The organism is Sorangium sp. So ce834 (genome assembly GCF_051521425.1).
Lineage (GTDB): Bacteria > Myxococcota_A > Polyangia > Polyangiales > Polyangiaceae > Sorangium > Sorangium cellulosum_D.
In genome coordinates this window covers 6,304,497-6,319,710 of record NZ_CP150351.1, presented here as the reverse complement: position 1 = coordinate 6,319,710, position 15,214 = coordinate 6,304,497, and the positions used below count along the sequence as shown (strand labels likewise).

The window sequence follows — 15,214 nt, the reverse complement described above, 5'->3', positions numbered from 1 at the left end:
TGCGGCGGAGGCGGCTGGGCGGCTCGCGGTCAGGCGCCTGCGGGCAGCTTGATCTTCGGCTCCTTCGGGTGGCGCCGGTAGAGCAGGATCGTCCGGCCGAGCGTCTGCGCCACCTCGGCGCGGAGCCGCTCGGAGAGGGTGTCGGCGACCTCGCCCAGGTCGTCCGGGCACTCGGTGCCCAGGCGTACCTTGACGAGCTCGTGTCGCTCCAGGGCGGCGTCGACGGCCGCGACGACCCCGTCCGTCAGCCCGGCCTTGCCGAGCTGCACGACCGGGTCGAGGTGATGCCCCAGCGCCCGGAGGTGGCGGCGCTGCTTTCCTGTGAGATCCAAAGCGTTCGGCCTTTCTCGCGTCGCTCGCGCGAGGCGGGCCGTTCACCGGACCGGCCTCTCCTCGCGGGCGCGCGCTGGGTCATACCGGCCTCCGGGCCAAGGGAAAAGGGCGCGCCGCGCAGCGCCGCGCGCAGCCCGTCCGGCTGGGCACGCTGGGTTCAAGCAATAGGTGTGTCTATCGGGGTAAATGTATGTGAATGGGAGTTGTGGTGTGAGTGAGCGGTCGTGCGCGCGCGCGCCAGGCCAGCGCGCGCGCGCCAGGCCAGCGCGCGCGCGCCAGGCCAGATAGATGATGACGACCGCTGGCCGATGCCGACGGCCGCGTTGCGCGAGCGGGCGAGATCTCCCGGCGCTCCGTGCCGCTCTGGGTTTTGCTTGACGTGGCCGCGCAACAGGCATCCCCTGGATGTAGCGGCCGGCGTGTCGACGGGGTCTCGAGCGCTCGGATCGACAGCGACATGGGCTCATCGAGCGAGCGAGATGCGGCATCGGGTCAAGACGTCGAGCTCCCTCGGCTCGACGAGGTGGCGGACCCGATCGAGCTCACGGTCCACGACGAGGTGAGCCCTTGCCCGTACCTCCCCGAGGTCGACGCGCGGATGCCGCTCCGCGTGCCCATCCGCCCGCTCACGCGCGCGGAGTTCGAGCGGCGGCTGGTCGCGGGCAACCGCCGTCACGGCAAGCTGCTCTACCGCACCCAGTGCCCCTCGTGCCGCGCGTGCGAGCCGATCCGGATCATCGTGGGCGACTTCGTCCCCGGCCGCACGCAGCGCCGGGTGCTCCGCCGCGGCGAGCAGGTGGTCGACGTCGAGATCGGTCCGCCCGTCACCACGCGGGAGAAGGTCGCGCTCTACAACCTGCACAAGCACGGCCGGGGGCTGATGCGCGACGACGGCCCGCTCGGCGCCGCGGGCTACGAGGCGTTCCTCGTGGACAGCTGCTGCGAGACGTTCGAGATGCGCTACCGCGTCGGCGGTCGCCTCGTCGGGGTCGCCGTCGTGGATCGCGGGCAGGAGTCGCTGTCGGCGGTCTACTCGTTCTACGATCCCGAGCTCGAGCCGCTGAGCCCCGGCGTCTTCTCGATCTTGAAGCAGCTCGAGCTGTGCCGCGCCTGGGGCCTGCGGTACCTGTACCTCGGCCTCTACGTCGAGAAATGCTCGCGGCTGGTCTACAAGGCCCAGTACCTGCCGCACGAGCGCCTCATCGACGGCCGCTGGCGGCGCTTCGATCGTCCGGCGGCCCGGGCGCCCTGACGGGAGCAGGCGGCTGTCCCGGGCGGCGCCTCGCGGCGCCCGCGCCCGCGGCGCCCTGGCGGGGGCGCGCGGCTGGACTTCGCGGGCCGCCCGCTTCAAGAACGCGCCATGTCGAATCGCGCGCTCGTGTTCGCCTCCTGCGCTGTGCTCTCGACCCTGCTCACCGTCGCCTGCGGCGAGACGCGGCCGATCGTCGATCGCGGCGACGCCGCGGGCGGCGCCGGCGGCGCTGGCTCGTCGGCGAGCGGGGAGGGCGGCGCCGGCGGGGGGCCGTCCGGTGACGGCGGTCAGGCCGCCGGCGCGGCAGGCGGCGGCGGGGAAGGGTAGAGACGCCGCGCGCCCGCGGCCCGGTTGTGTCCCCGCATCGCCGGGCCTAGACCGCTCGCGTGCACCCGCTCGCAGAGAAGGTCCTCGCCCGCGACACGCGCGCGACGGCGCGGGCCTGCCGGCTCGTCGACGATCGCGCCGGCGACTACGCCGCGATCCTGAAGGATCTCTTCCCCCACACCGGCCGCGCCTGGGTCCTCGGCGTGACCGGCAACCCGGGGGCGGGCAAGAGCACGCTCACCGACCGCCTGATCGGCGCGTTCCGGAAGCAGGATCGCCGGGTCGCCGTGGTCGCGGTCGATCCCACGAGCCCGTTCACCGGCGGCGCCATCCTCGGCGATCGCATCCGCATGCAGGCGCATTTCGGCGATCCCGACGTGTTCATCCGGTCGCTGGCGACCCGGGGCGCGCTCGGCGGGCTGTCGCGCTCGGCGGTGGACATCGCGCGGGTGCTCGACGCGTGGGGGGCCGACGTCGTGCTGGTCGAGACCGTCGGGGTCGGGCAGGACGAGCTCGAGATCACGCGCATGGCGCACACGACCCTGGTCGTCGCGGCGCCGGGCATGGGCGACGAGGTGCAGGCGATCAAGGCGGGCATCCTGGAATGCGCCGACGTCTTCGCCGTGAACAAGGCCGATCGGGACGGGGCCGACGCCGCGGTGCGCGATCTCGAGCTCATGATCGCGCTCGGCGGCGAGGTGGCGAGGGCGTCCGGGCGGTCGCGCGGGCACAGCGCCGCGGCGCTCCACGCCCGCGCGGCCGAGGCGACGTCGGCTCCGGGCGGCGCGCCGGCCGAGGGGCCGTGGGAGCCCGCCATCGCGCGGACCGTGGCCACGCGCAACGAGGGCGTGGCGGCGCTCGTGGACCGGCTGGAGGCGCACCGGGCGTGGCTGTTCGGGACCGAGGCCGGCGCCGCGCGCCGGGAGGAGCGCCTGCGCGAGGCGATGCACGTGCAGCTCCGCGACGCGCTCACCGACGCCGCCGTCGCCGCGCTCGGGCCCGCGCTCGACACGGCGGTGCGCGCCGTCGCGCGGCGCGAGGTCGACCCCTACACGGCGTCGGAGCGGCTCGTCGACGCGTTCCGCGGCGCCGGAGCCGCCTTGCCCGGCGCCGCCGTCGCGCCGGGCGACGGGCCCTGAGCCGGCGTCGTCGCTAGTTCACGCACCGATCCAGCGCCTCTCTCTCGTCCTTGCACGCCGTATCCCACTTATAGTTGCGGCAAATCGCGGTATCGTCCTCGCACGCGAGGAGATCGTCGTATCGGTCGAGGCAGTCGCGGCGGTCTGCGTCTACGAACCTGACATCGTAGCGATCGAGGCAATCATTGAACTCGCGCTCGTTACACCCCTCGCAGTCGCACCTGTCGTCGCAGAGATCGTCCTCCGGGCGGCCGCACGCGGCGGTGAAAAGGCAGGCGAGGGTGAGGGTCAGGAACAAGGCCTTCATGGGCCAAGCTTACCTCGCGTCTTCAGCGTCGAGGGAATAAACAGCCGACAGCAGACGTGCCGAGCGGCGGTAAGCGACGAGCGATGCGCCGCGCTGGCCGCGCCCGTTTCCGTAAGTGCGCTCGGCGCCCGGCGTGCGCAGCGCCGATGGCGCTCAGGCCTGCGCGCCCCCGCGGCGTGGCGAGCGCGGCGCCTTGCGCCCCACGTCCTCCGCGTGGAACGCGCTCGGGCACGCATCGTTGACCCCGCAGCCTCCGCACGCCGGCTTCCTCGCGAAGCAGATCCGGCGGCCGTGGAAGATCAGCGTGTGAGACAGCATGTCCCAGTCGCGCTTCGGGAAGAGCGCCATGAGATCGCGCTCGATCTGCTCCGGCTTGTCGCTCTTCGTCCACCCGAGCCGCTGGGACAGGCGCTGCACGTGGGTATCGACGACGACGCCCTCCGGCGCGCCGAAGGCCACGCCGAGCACCACATTCGCCGTCTTGCGCCCGACGCCGGGCAGCTCCACGAGCTCCGCCAGCGTCCTCGGCACCTCCCCGCCGTGCCGCTCGACGAGGCCTCGCGCGAGCCCCACGACGTTCCTGGCCTTCTGGTTGAACATCCCCATCCCGAGCCGCCGGAGGAGCGCGCCCACCTCGGCGGGATCGGCGCCGGCGAGCGCGCGAGCGTCGGGATAGGCGGCGAACAGGTGGGGCGTCACCTTGTTGACCAGCACATCCGTCGTCTGCGCGCTGAGCACCGTCGCGACCAGCAGCTCGAACGAGGATTTGTGGTCTAGCTCGCAATGAGCATCCGGATGCAGCGCGCGCAGCCGCGCAAAGGTGGCCCGAGGCGGGGTGCCAGGCCGCGCGCGCGCCGGCGCGGGACGAGCGGCGGCAGCGGCCCCGGGCGGGCGGCGCGCGCCCCGTCCGGCCGGGGCGGGGCCGCCGCCGGGGCCGCGCTTCGCCGTCTCAGCTGACGAAGGCGCGTTTCCGCGTCTCATGCTCATCGAGGAGCTTCTCGACGCTCGCGAGCGCGTTCTCCACCGACTCCTGCACCATCTGCAGGACCGTCGTCGCCGAGCCCTTCAGCGCCTCGTAATAGCGCTGCCGCTCGGTCGAGTGGATGATCGACGGGGGCAGACCGGTGCGGAGCAGCAGCATGTTCATGAACAGCCGCGCGACCTTGCCGCTGTCGTTCGGGAACGGATAGACCCGCAGCAGATCGTAGTGCGCGCGCGCCGCGATCCGGATGCCGTTCCGCGTCTTCCGCGTCTCGGGGTCGTTCAGCCAGTCGATGATCTGCCGCACCTTGTAGGCGATCTTGTCCGGCGGGGCGTACTCGTGGAAGTAGAGCCGGTGCTGGGGGATGTCCTTGCGGTATTTCACCGTCTTGAGGTCCCCCTCCTCCGGGTGGAGGATCAGGTACAGCTTCCTCATGCAGTCGAGCGTGATCGGCGCCCGCTTGTTCTCGCCCTGCTCGCGCACATAGACGATGGCCTCCTTGTGGCGCCGGATGTCATCGTACGTCGGCTGAAGGCTCGAGTCCGTCACGAGCGGCGCAGGGCCGCTGAGGGCCGCGCGCAGCTCGTCGAACGTGTAGACCACACCCTCGAGCGCGCTGTCGTGGTAAATCCACGACATATCGAGGCTCTCGATATAACGCCGCCGGAAATCCTCCGATTGCGCGTTCAGCCGCTGCTCGATGATCGCGCTGCGCTCCTCGATGGTGGCTCGCCGCGGCGGGGGCAGCATCGGCAAGGGCAGCGTGACCACCCGCGGGGGCTCCCGGAGCGGGACGCGGCCAGGACGGCGCTCGATCGACGACGCCGGGCCCTTCCCCTTGGCCACGCCCGGCCGCACGCTCTTCTTCTCGGCGGCGGGCTTGTCGCTCGTGCGCTGCGGCCTGTCGCTCGCGCGCTGCGGCCGGTCGCTCGCGCGCTGCGGCTTGTCGCTCGTCCGACGCGGGCGCTCGGCCTCGACCGCCGCGTCCTGCTCCCCGGCGTGCTTGAGCTTCAGCCGCTCCTTCAGCTTCGGCTGATCGTCGAGCCTCAGCTTCTTGCGGAGCTTCTTCGGCTCCGCCGCCGGCGCGAGCGCCCGCTCGGAGCGCGCCGCGATCTTCCGCCTGACGAGCCTCGGCTTCGTGGCCTTGACCCGCGCGAGCCTCGGCCGTGTGGCCTTGACCCGCGAGGTCTTCGTCTTCGCGGCCTTGGCGCGCCGCGCCCGCCCGGCGGCCGCCCTCGGCTTCGCGGCCCTGGCCTTCTTCGCCGCCCGCGGCTTCGCGACCTTGGCCCGCGTCGCCCTGGGCTTCGTGGCCTTGGCCCGCGCCGTCTTGGCCCGCGTCGCCCGCGTCGCCTTGGCCTTCGCGGCCCTGGCCTTGACCTTCGTCGCTCGCGCCTTCGCCCTGGCCTTGGTGGTCCTGAGCTTGGCGGCGGCGCGCGTCGGCTTCGCCTTCGTCCGGGCGGCCGACTTCCTCGCCTTGGACGCGCTGGCTCGCTTCGCGGCAGCGCGCGTCGCCTTTTTCGCCTTCGCGGCCGTCGATTTCTTCTTGGCGCCCGTCCGGGTTGCCCGCGCCGGTGCGCGCGTCGCCTTGCGCCTCGCCGGGGCCGCCGACTTGCGGGTGGTCGCCCGCTTTGTCGTCGCCTTCCGGCGCTTTGCCGCCTTCACGGCAGCGGTGCGTCGCGCAGCAGGTCGAGAGGACGCGGCCTTTCGTTTAGGCTTTCGAGCGGCTGAACGGGCGGCGGGCTTCGCCTTCCGCGTCCGCGCCGAAGACGCGGCTCGCCTCGAGCTCGCCGCGCTGGCCTTGGTCGCTCTCTTCCGGTCTTTTTTTGAAGTTTTTCGGGTCTTCTTTGCCGCCATGGGCGTGCTTTCACACGATCGCTCAGGCTGCCCGCTGCCACGGTGCGGCGAGCTAACATACATCCAAAAGGGGCCTAATGCCGGCCAGCAGCCTAGCAATTTGAGGATTTATCCGTCAACCAGTCCGGTGCAGAAGTGGGCCGGATCCGACATGCGCGGGCTGGATCACCGGCGATCCAGCTCGGCCGCTCTGCCAGGCAGCGCCCGCGGTGGGCGCGGGCCGGGCGGCGCTCGCGGTGGGCGGGGTCGCCCCGCGTATCGAGCGAGAGCGCTCCTCGGCGCTCAGCTGTCGACGTTGATCCCGAGCCGCTTTCGGATGGCGAAGTACTCCTCGCCGACCGCGTAGAGCATGAGCTCCTTGAGCCGCTCTTTCTGGGGCACAGCGGCGCTCGCCTCGTCGGCCGCCTTGATCATCTCCTGCGCCAGCTCGAGGTCGTTGGCGAGGAGGAACCCGGCTCGATCGGCCGTCAGGTCGACGCCGGAGACCCAGCGCTTCAGGTCGATCGCGCCGGCCTGGAGGAGCTTGGTCACGATGCTCGCCAGCTGATCGCGCGCCGGCCCCACGATGGTGGGATCCAGGACCGACAGGTTCTCCTTCACCGGCCCCTCCAGCTCCTTCGTGATCGGGAACGTGGGCGAGATCAGCTTGATCGCCGCGAACAGCCAGGCGCGCAGGCCGGTGCCCGTCGGCACCAGGTGGCGGAGGTACATGCCCGGCCGGTAGTAGGTGAGGTGGCGCGCCGCGATGAACGCGGCCGCCTGGGTCGGCAGATCCATCTGGAGCGCCGCGGCGCCGAGCACGATCGCCGGCACGTGCGCGTGGAGGAACGAGACGCCGCCGCCGTCGTTCGGGTTCTGGAACGTGACCGGCGGCTCGAGGCCGAGGACGCCCGCCGCGTAGTAGAGCGTCTGCGACATCGGGTAAGGGTGGCGCGAGAGGTCGATCTGGTAGGCGAGCTGGTAGCCGAGCTCCTCCAGCGGCTGCCCGTTCTTCCGCAGCACGGCCGGCTCGATGACGCCGAAGATGGCGGTCAGGAGCGGATCCGCGTCCGGGTGGACGAGCGCGGTCGCCCACGCCTCGTCGTCGAGCGGCTGCTGCGCGGCCGCGGCCGTGTCCGGGCGCAGCCGCCGGAAGAAGCGCTCCTCGTCCGGCTCGGCCGCGTTCAGGCAGCAGAGCGCCTGGCAGAGGCAGAAGGCGGCGTCGGCCCGCTTGGTCTCGGTGTACATCTTCCGCAGCAGCCGGTAAGCGTCCGGCTTGTAGGGGGAGCGCCGCAGGATCGGGAGCTGCGCGGCCACCGCCTTGTCCAGGTACTCCGCCGGGTTCCTCGCGTAGAGGTTCGCCAGGAGCTCGTTGCGCTCCTCGCTGTCCGGATCGAGCGTCTGCGCCGCCTCGTAGGCGTCGATCGCCTCGCTCATCCAGCCGAGCTTGTCCTTGTAGAGGGCGCCCAGCCGGTCGAACGTCTCGAGCATCTTCGCGGTGTCGTTCTCCTCCGTCGCCCGGTCGAGCTCGACCTTGAGCAGGCGCTCCACCTCCTCGTGGTCGCCCTTCTCGGCGCGCAGCTCGATCGCCTCGGCGAGCGCCCGGGTGAGGGACGGATCGAGCTCCAGCACCTCGTCGTAGAACTGGGCGGCCCGGTCGAGATCGCCGAGCTGCCGCGCGCTCACGATCGCCGCGGTGTGCAGGTACTTCGCCTTCTGCCGGCTGTCGTCGATCTTCGCGGCGAGCTTGAGGACGATGTCGATGAGCTTCGACCAGTCCTTCTCCTCGCTGTAGAGCTGCATCAGCTTGGTGAGGATCTTCCGGTCGTCCGGCCGCTCGTCGAGCGCGGCCACGTAGCTCTTCGCCGCGCGCGTCCGGTCGTGGAGGTGCGTCGCGAGCAGGTCGCCGATCTCGAGCAGGAGCGCGCTCCGCTCCTCGCCGGTCACCACGTCGAGCCGCCGGTGCTTGAGGCGCGCGACCTCTTCCCAGTCCCCCTTGGCCTCGAACACCCGAGAGAGCAGGGCGAGCGGGGCGGGGGACTCCGGGGCGAGATCCGCGGCGTCGTTCAGCGGCGCCACCGCGCCGTCCGGGTCGCCGGCCGCGAGCCGCGCCTCGCCGAGCCGGAGGAGCGCCTCGGCCCGCTCCCGCTCCGGCAGGCCGGCGCCGAAGCGCGCGACGAGGCGCTCGTAGAGCTCCGCGGCCTCCTTGGCCCTGCCCGCGTCGAGGTTGACCTTCGCGGCGCGCGACAGCGCCGCCGGATCGTCCGGCGCGAGCGCGAGCAGCGCCTGCACGGTGCCGATCGCCTTGCCGCTCGAGCCGCTCTTGCTGAGCGCGTCGACGTAGCGGAGCAGCAGCTTGAGCCCCTGCTCCCTCGGCAGGGCGTCGACCCGGCTCGAGAGCAGCTCGTAGTGCCGCGCCGCCTCGAGGAACCGGCCGGCCTCGAACGCGAGATCGCCCGAGATCATGAGCCCCGGCGCGCTCGTCGGATCGAGGTCGACCGCCCTCGTGGCCGCCTCGGCGGCGCGCGCGTCGTCCTTGAGGCGCTCCCGCAGCAAGAGGGCCATCTCGCCGTAGAGGCGGGCCTTCGTGAGGTTGCCCTCGGCGACCTCGGCCTCGCGCGCGATGAGCTCGACGGCGCTCGTCGCGTCGCCCCGGGCGAGGTAGGCCGCGCGCAGCGCCGACGACGCGCCCGCGTTCTGCGGCTGCGCGTCGAGGGCCATCTTGTACCGCTCGATCGCCCCGTCGCGATCGCCCTTCTCCTCGAGCATCTTCGCCGCGCGGATCCAGAGATCGGCCCTGCTCTCCGCGGTCTTGGCGGTCGCCGCGAGCGACTCGATCGCGCTCAGCGCCGCCGCGGCGTCGCCGGTCGCGGCCCGCACGTGCGCCAGCGACTCGAGCGCCCCGGCGTGGTGCGGGTCGATCGCGAGCACCCGCTCGTAGGCCTTGCGGGCGCGCTCGGGCGAGCCGACCTGCTCGAGCAGCACGCGCCCCACGGCGAGCAGGAGCTCCTCCCGCCGCTTGTCGTCGGGCACGATGCCGAGCTGCCGCTCGTAGAGGGCGACCACGTCCTCCCACCGCTCGAGGGCGCGGTAGTGCCGCCCGAGCGCGGCCAGCGAGCCCTCGTGCGCGCCGTCGATCCTGAGGATCGCCTCGAGGGCCTCGGCCGCCTTCGCGTGGTCGAGGAACTCCTCGTCGTGGATGCCGGCGATCCGCTCGTAGAGGTTGATCTTCTGGCGCGGCGTCGCGCTCACCTCGATCTGCCGCTCCAGGTTCTGGAGCAGCTCCTGGTAGCGCCCGGCGCGGCTGTAGATGCGGTCGAGCCCGCGCAGGGCGGTCAGGCTGGTCGGATCGAGCTCCAGCGCCGCCTCGTAGCGGCGCGTCGCCTCGCCGAGGTCGCCGAGCCGGTCCTCGTAGAGCTCGGCGAGCCTGCACATCGTGTCGACGCGCTCCTCGCCCCGCAGCGCCTCCGCGCGCCGCTCGAGGATCTTGGCGTAGCCGGCGTGGTCCTCGACGCGCCGGTAAATCCGGAGCAGCGCGTCGCACGCCTTCGTGTGGCCGGGGTCCTCGGCGAAGATCTGCTCGTAGAGATCGCGCGCGCGGCCCGCGTCGTTCAGCTTCGTCTCGAGGAGCTCGGCCGCCGCGGCGCGGAGATCGCGCGCCTCGCCGGGGGTCGGGGCGCGATCGGCCCGCGAGAGCAGCACCTGGACGAGCTCCTGCCACTGCTGGGCGCGGCGGTAGACCTGCGCCAGCCCCTCCAGCGCCTTCTCGTTCGCCGGGTCGAGCCCGAGCACGAACTGGAAGCACGGGATCCCGAGGTCCGCCCGCGCGATCTTCTCCGCGTACCAGGGCCCGAGCCGGTTGAAGAGCGCGATCTTCGGCTCGGCGGCCATCGCCTCGTCGGTGCTCGCCTGGCTCAGGATCTGGAGCGCCTCGGACCAGACCTTCATGTCGTTGCCGGCCGCGCGCTCCAGGTCGACGGCGTACGCGTCCTGCTCCGGATCCTGGGCGAGCGCCTGGGCGAACGCGAACACCCCCTGGTCCTTGTCGTCGAGCTCCCGCGCGTAGAGGTGCCCGATCTCGTTCAGCGCCCGGGCGCGCTCCCCCGCGCTCTCGGCGCGCTCGCTCCGCTGGAGGAGCATCTCCACGAGCTCCTCGTGCTTGCCGAGCGCCTTGCGGAGCTCCTCGAGCGCGCTGAAGGCGATGTCGTCGCCCGGGTCGAGCTCGAGGAGGCGCAGGTAGACGGCCTCCGCCTTGTCGTGGAGCCGCCCCTTCTCGTAGATCCGGGCCGCCCGGTAGTAGAGGAGCCGCTTCGCCGCCGCCTGGTCGCCGCCCGCGGCCGCGTCGACCTGCTCGGAGGCCGTCACGAGCGCCTCGGCGACCCGCCCCGGGTCTGCCCCCCGGTCGACGGTCGCCTCGACGGCGAGCGCCAGGTCGGCGTCGGTCGGGCTCGCGACGAGCCGGCCGATGAGGTCGTTCAGCTCGGCGTCGCCGATCGCCGCCCCCTTCTGCTGCGGCTTGCCGAGCGGCTCGACCGCGTCGAGCGCCGCGCGCGCGCTCCGCGGCCGGTCGTCCTGCGCCTTCGCGAGCAGGCGCGCCGCGAGCTCGTCGATGTCCTTGCCCACCCACCCGCGCGGCGCGACCGCGCTCGGCGCGGGCGGCGGCTCGGTGAGGTGCGCGACGGCCACGTCGACCGCGGCCGCGCCCGAGAACACGGGCTTGCCCGTGAGGAGCTCGAAGAGCAGCGCGCCGAAGGCGTAGAGATCGCTCGCGGGGCCGACGCCCTCGCCGCGCAGCTGCTCGGGGCTGGACGTCTTGACGAGCTCCGGGCTGGACCACCCGGCGCCGAGCCGGTCGCCGCCCACGTCGATGAGGACGGGGAGCGGCTGCCCCTCGTCGCCGCGGGCGACGAGCACGTTCTCCAGCTTGAGCGCCCCGTGGACGACGCGCTGCTCGTGGAGCGCGGCGAGCCCGCCCAGGATCCCGCGGAGCAGCGGCTTGGCCTCGTTGATGTGGAGCGGCCCCGATCGCGCGAGGCGCGCCGACAGCGGGAGCCCGTCGACGTGCGTGTAGGCGACGAACGCCCGGCCGCCCACGAGCCCGGCCTCGACGCCGCTGGCCAGGCTCTCGTGGTGCACCTGCGCGGCGAGGCGGACGTGGGTCAAAAACCGGCGCACCGCCCGGCCGTCGCGCGTCACCTCGCGCCGGAGCACCTTCAGCGTCCGCGGCTCGGTCCCCCGCGTCGCCGCGTAGACCAGGCCTCGCGGCCCCTCGCCGATTTTTCTCGTGATGATGTAGTCGCCGAACGCCTCGCCGGGCGCGAGCTCCTCGGGCAGGCTGATCCCCTGGGAGCCGAGGGCGCGGACGCGCGCGTCGACCTCGGCGCGTGAGGCGATGACGGCGTCGATCAGCGCCTCGATGGCGTCGACCTCGACGCAATGGTCCGTGAGCGCGCGTGCGAAGGAGGCCTTGGAGGCGTTGCCGCCGATCTCGGCCGGGCTGAAACCGAGGAGGTCGGACGACAGGGCCATCATTTCATCGAGCGAAAAGAGGCGCTCGAGCTCGCCTCGGACGATATCAATGGACATGGGTCTCCTCGGGCCGAGCCCTCGTGGCGGCGCGCGCAGCGGGCCTGCCGCACGGCGGGGCGTGCGTCATGCTAGCGAAGCTTGCGGCGCCATGCGACATCCGACGCTCGCCGGTGCCGGCATCGCCCAGGGCGGCGCTCGACGCGGGCGCGGCCGCCCGCGCGCGGCTGGGCTTCACCCTGATTGCCGCGTCGAAACCGGGTGGAAGTTAGCGCGGAGTTGCAGGAATCCTGGAGGAAAGTTGACAGGAGCGCGGGTGATGTGCGAGCGGATGTCCGTGCGTCGAATAGCGCAGTTCCTCGAGCGGACCCTCCCCATCGCGGTGCTCGTCGTGGCGGTCGTGGGCGCTCCGGTCATGATCTTCTCGCCTCAGGGCCTGCCTCGCCTCCGGGAGCTCGAGAGAGAGCTCGCCGACGTCGAGGAGGAGAACGCCGAGCTCGGGCGGCAAATCGAGGCGCTCCGCGGCAAGGTGGCGCGCCTGCGCGACGACCCGACCGCCGTGGAGAGGATCGCGCGCGACAACCTGGGTCTCGTGCGGCAGAGCGAGGTTGTCTTTCAGTTCTCCCGCTGACGACTCGGGGTCTTCTGGCGCTCTCCAGGCCTCGTGTCGTCCTCGGACAGCAGCGCTCCTCCGCGGGGCGCCCCGCCTGATCGGGTGAGCTCGCCCGGCGCTCGGCGCCGCGCTGCCGGCGCACCTGCGCCCACCGAGCGCCGCCTCCGCGCCCGCGCCGCCCGCGTCTCCTTATAGGGAGATCCGGCGCGCCGCTCGCGCGAAGGTCCCGGCGTCCGTCGTGGCCGCGTGCGGGGCGCTGCACGCTGGCTCCGCCCTTTCTGGTATCGTGCAGCGAGTGTCGCTAGACCTGGGCCGCCTCCTCATCGCCGCCGGCGCCGTCTCCAAGGCTGAGGTCGAAGCCGCCCTCTTCGTGGCGGTCCTGCGGGGCATCTCGTTCCCCCGCGCCCTCATCGACCGCGCCGCCATCAGCGAGCGCGCCCTGGAGGCGGAGCTCGAGCGCCGCGGCGGCCTCGCGCTCCGGCAGGTCGTCGGCGCCCGCGATCTCGTCGCGCGCCTGCCGCGCGCCATGTGCCGCCGCCTCGGCGCCGTCCCGATCCGCCTCGATCCCGGCGCCGGCACCGTCGACGTCGCCGCCGCCGATCCGCTCGACCGCCACATCGCCGACGAGTTCAGCTTCCACCTCGGCGCGCCGGTGCGCATCTACCGCGCGCCGATCACGGCGATCGAGGAGGCCATCCGCGCCCTGGAGCTCGACGAGCGCGAGCAGGTCCCCGCCCGCTCGCGCCGCGCCACCCCGGCGTTCCCGCACGGCGCGCCCCAGTCGACCATCCCGCCGCCGCCGTCCTACGAGGTGCCCATCCCGCTCATCCGGCGCGCCGCGGTGCCCTCGTTCGACGAGCCGGGTCTCCACGAGCCGCCCAGCGGCAAACCAGGCCGCCGCGCCCCCGCGCAGAACGGTCACGTGCTGCTCGCCGAGGCGCCGTCGTCGCAGGAGGAGCCGATCCTGCCGCTCCGCCACGCCAAGGCGGCGCCCGGCGCGCGCGGCTCTCCCGCGAGCGCGCGCGGCCCGCTCGAGGCCGAGCGCGGCGCGGGCGCGCGTCGGGCCACCCTGCGCGCGCCGGCGGACGTGGAGCCGCCGGCCGTCTCGTTCCCGCCGTCACCGCCCGTGGAGATCTCCCCGCCGTTCAAGCTGCTCGCCTCGATCATGCCCCAGGGCTCGCCCGCTCCCGATCGCGGCCCGGACAGCGGCGGGCGCGAGCCGGCCCCCTCGACGCGGCGGCTCGGCCGGCTGCCGCTCGACGCGCCCTCCGGGGTCGCCCCCGCGTCGCGCCGGAGCGCCGGCGCGCCCTCCGGGGTCGCCCCCGCGTCGCGCCGGAGCGCCGGCGCGCCCTCCGGGGTCGCCCCCGCGTCGCGCCGGAGCGCCGTGGACGCGGAGGTCCCGCCGCTGCTGCGCGGCGGGGGTCGTCCCGCGGGCGCCGCGTCGCCGTCGAGCCTGCGCTCCGGGCGGCTCCCGGCGCTGCCACCCGCGCCCGAGGAGCTCATCGACCCCCTCGACGACGACCCGCCGCCGCAGCCGTTCGTCGATCTGAGCGACGTCATCGACGCGCTCTACCTCGCGCGCACGCGGGACGATGTCGTCCGGCTCGCGCTGCGGGGCCTGCGCCTGTTCGCGCGTCGCGTCGCGATCTTCGCCGCGCACCGCGGGGTCTTCCGGGGGTTCGCCTGCAACGCGGAGTTCGGCGATCAGGAGGCGCTGCGGAAGCTCACCTTGCCGATGGATCAGCCGAGCATCCTCGCCACCGCCGTGGCGACGCACCTCTACGTCGGGCCGATCCCCGGCACGCCCACGCACGCGCCGCTGCTCGACGTCATGGTCAACCCGAGCCTCGACGTCGCCGCGGTCGCCGTGCAGGTCGTCGGCCGGCCCGCGATGATCCTGGTCGCCGACCGGATCATCGACACCGCGAGCGGGTCGCGCCGGATGGTCGAGCTCGCGCGCGCCGTGGGCGAGGCGTTCAGCCGGATCCTCTCCGCGCGCGGGTGAGCGCCCGCGCGGCGCGCTCGCGGCGCTCGATCCCGATCCGCGTCGATCGCATGCGCGCCGCGGGCGGCGGCGGTCGCGCGCGACGCTCGTTCCTCATCCCTCCAGCGGTCCTCTCCGACGGCCGCTCCTCGATCTGCAGCGGCGGCGCTTCCTTGAGCGACGGCGAGGGCATCGCCTTGAGCGACGGCGAGGGCATCGCCTTGAGCGACGGCGAGGGCATCGCCTTGAGCGACGGCGAGCGCGTCGTCGAGGCGATCGCGACGCTCGAGGCGGCGCGGCGCTGCGCGCGATCCTGTGACGAGCACCGGCAAGCGACCGCCATCTGAACGCGGGTCATCTCGGTCGGCGCCTCCGAGCGCGGCGCTCCGGCGTGCTGCGTCGACGCTGCAGCGAGGCGCGATCTCGCCGGCCGCGCCCCTGCGGTAGCCGCTGGCCTCCTCGCGCACGCGCGCCGCTGCCGCGCGCACCGCGCATCGCAGCCGCGCGATCGCTATCGCAGCCGCGCGCATCGCCACCGCGCGCATCGCTGCCGCGGCGTAGGCCGCGCGCCGCTCTCGCGCCCACGCGCATCGCGCCGCGCGCGCTGCAGGCGCCGCGTTGCAAGCGTGCGCTCCGTGGCTTTCATCTGCGCAACGAAGGCAGGAAAATCCCGATGCTTGTCGAGGTGCAAGTGCGCGTCGCCTGAACTCAAGAGGTGTGATTTTCCAGTGTGTCGGTTCAGGACGATCTGAGCTGGTCGCGTGTCACAAGAATTTTCTTGTGACGGGGGAACTCAGTACGCTCCTTTCGAAATTTTTTACAATCCGGAACCCTTTTTCTGAACGGCGGTCAGATTTGGCTATCCGACTGCGGGTCAAATCGGGTTAAGGCATTTGGGTCTCATCGAGTTCGCGTGGA

Annotated in this window: 11 protein-coding genes; 6 read left to right on the top strand and 5 right to left on the bottom strand. The window is 73.0% G+C overall.

The features are described from left to right. Positions 1-29 precede the first annotated feature (29 nt). Positions 30-332 carry a ribosome assembly RNA-binding protein YhbY gene (gene yhbY / locus WMF20_RS22840; RefSeq protein WP_437616747.1) on the bottom strand — a complete coding sequence of 101 codons (303 nt, stop codon included), beginning with the start codon at positions 330-332 and terminating at the stop codon, positions 30-32. 458 nt (positions 333-790) lie between these two features. On the opposite strand from yhbY, the gene WMF20_RS22835 reads away from it, so the two are divergent. The 3 genes from WMF20_RS22835 to meaB all read left to right on the top strand — a co-directional run bounded on the left by WMF20_RS22835 (position 791) and on the right by meaB (position 3,051). Continuing rightward, complete coding sequence (locus tag WMF20_RS22835) at positions 791-1,585, top strand: arginyltransferase (protein ID WP_437616746.1); 795 nt, start codon at positions 791-793, stop codon at positions 1,583-1,585. 108 nt (positions 1,586-1,693) lie between these two features. After that, complete coding sequence (locus tag WMF20_RS22830) at positions 1,694-1,912, top strand: hypothetical protein (protein WP_437616745.1); 219 nt, start codon at positions 1,694-1,696, stop codon at positions 1,910-1,912. A gap of 59 nt (positions 1,913-1,971) precedes the next feature. Beyond that, positions 1,972-3,051, top strand: coding sequence for a methylmalonyl Co-A mutase-associated GTPase MeaB (gene meaB, locus WMF20_RS22825; protein ID WP_437616744.1), 1,080 nt, complete (start codon positions 1,972-1,974; stop codon positions 3,049-3,051). A 13-nt stretch (positions 3,052-3,064) separates the two neighbouring features. On the opposite strand, the gene WMF20_RS22820 is transcribed toward meaB, so the two are convergent. The 4 genes from WMF20_RS22820 to WMF20_RS22805 form a co-directional block, all read right to left on the bottom strand. Further along, a complete protein-coding gene (locus WMF20_RS22820) occupies positions 3,065-3,358 on the bottom strand; it encodes a hypothetical protein (protein ID WP_129576334.1) in 294 nt (97 codons plus the stop codon). A 153-nt stretch (positions 3,359-3,511) separates the two neighbouring features. Then, positions 3,512-4,168, bottom strand: coding sequence for an endonuclease III (gene nth, locus WMF20_RS22815; protein WP_437617156.1), 657 nt, complete (start codon positions 4,166-4,168; stop codon positions 3,512-3,514). Between the two features lie 139 nt (positions 4,169-4,307). Next, on the bottom strand, positions 4,308-6,002 hold the full coding sequence (locus WMF20_RS22810; RefSeq protein WP_437616743.1) for a Fic family protein: 1,695 nt from the start codon (positions 6,000-6,002) through the stop codon (positions 4,308-4,310). A gap of 474 nt (positions 6,003-6,476) precedes the next feature. Further along, positions 6,477-11,759: a protein kinase domain-containing protein gene (locus WMF20_RS22805; protein ID WP_437616742.1), complete on the bottom strand. Its 5,283-nt coding sequence runs from the start codon at positions 11,757-11,759 to the stop codon at positions 6,477-6,479. 271 nt (positions 11,760-12,030) lie between these two features. On the opposite strand from WMF20_RS22805, the gene WMF20_RS22800 reads away from it, so the two are divergent. The 3 genes from WMF20_RS22800 (at position 12,031) to WMF20_RS22790 (ending at position 14,643) form a co-directional block, all read left to right on the top strand. Beyond that, positions 12,031-12,330: an FtsB family cell division protein gene (locus tag WMF20_RS22800; RefSeq protein WP_061625815.1), complete on the top strand. Its 300-nt coding sequence runs from the start codon at positions 12,031-12,033 to the stop codon at positions 12,328-12,330. Positions 12,331-12,607: 277 nt separating this feature from the next. Further along, positions 12,608-14,317, top strand: coding sequence for a hypothetical protein (locus WMF20_RS22795; RefSeq protein ID WP_437616741.1), 1,710 nt, complete (start codon positions 12,608-12,610; stop codon positions 14,315-14,317). Then, positions 14,314-14,643 carry a hypothetical protein gene (locus WMF20_RS22790; RefSeq protein WP_437616740.1) on the top strand — a complete coding sequence of 110 codons (330 nt, stop codon included), beginning with the start codon at positions 14,314-14,316 and terminating at the stop codon, positions 14,641-14,643. Before WMF20_RS22795 ends, WMF20_RS22790 begins: the two co-directional genes overlap by 4 nt. The last annotated feature ends 571 nt before the right edge of the window (positions 14,644-15,214 follow it).

Bases quoted from the DNA above. Each gene is read 5' to 3' on its own strand.
- WMF20_RS22835 (WP_437616746.1), top strand. From the start codon at position 791: ATGGGCTCATCGAGCGAGCGAGATGCGGCATCGGGTCAAGACGTCGAG.
- WMF20_RS22830 (WP_437616745.1), top strand. From the start codon at position 1,694: ATGTCGAATCGCGCGCTCGTGTTCGCCTCCTGCGCTGTGCTCTCGACC.
- WMF20_RS22820 (WP_129576334.1), bottom strand. From the start codon at position 3,358: ATGAAGGCCTTGTTCCTGACCCTCACCCTCGCCTGCCTTTTCACCGCC.
- WMF20_RS22805 (WP_437616742.1), bottom strand. From the start codon at position 11,759: ATGTCCATTGATATCGTCCGAGGCGAGCTCGAGCGCCTCTTTTCGCTC.
- WMF20_RS22800 (WP_061625815.1), top strand. From the start codon at position 12,031: ATGTCCGTGCGTCGAATAGCGCAGTTCCTCGAGCGGACCCTCCCCATC.